This is a genomic window from Adlercreutzia sp. DFI.6.23 (assembly GCF_024462535.1).
Lineage (GTDB): Bacteria > Actinomycetota > Coriobacteriia > Coriobacteriales > Eggerthellaceae > Adlercreutzia > Adlercreutzia rubneri.
This window is the reverse complement of record NZ_JANGBP010000235.1, coordinates 1-385: the sequence shown is the minus strand read 5'-3', so window position 1 is coordinate 385 and position 385 is coordinate 1. Positions and strand designations below refer to the sequence as shown.

Genomic DNA, 385 nt, shown 5'->3' with positions numbered 1-385 from the left:
ACGCCGGCCACGACAACGGCCTTCAGTACGCGGCTCCCTGCCAGGGCGATCACTACGTGGACGAGCTTCTCCGGGCGAGCGGTCTCTGCAGGATAGGGCCTCAAGGCTGCCCGGCGCATCGCCCAGAAGGGTTGAAAGCGCGTCTCTGGGGCGTTTGCCTTAGGCCACGGGTTCCAGCGCGGCCACCTGCTGGCCGGCGATGCGGCCGTTCACGAGGCAGTCGAGGGTGCCGTTGCAGCCCAGACGGCAGGCGCCGTGTACGCCACCGGTGGCCTCGCCCGCGCTCAGCGCGTTTTCCAGGCTCTCGGCGCACCAGTCGGGCACGTTGTCCACCGAGCCGATCTGCTCGAGCGGCGTGCCCACCTCGAACATGGCGTCGCAGAAG

Annotated in this window: 1 protein-coding gene; it reads right to left on the bottom strand. The window is 69.4% G+C overall.

Annotated features, from left to right (window positions below; genetic code table 11):
• Positions 1-159: 159 nt before the first annotated feature.
• Positions 160-385: hypothetical protein (locus NE591_RS13165; protein ID WP_256156855.1), on the bottom strand; the 226-nt coding region annotated here is incomplete at its 5' end.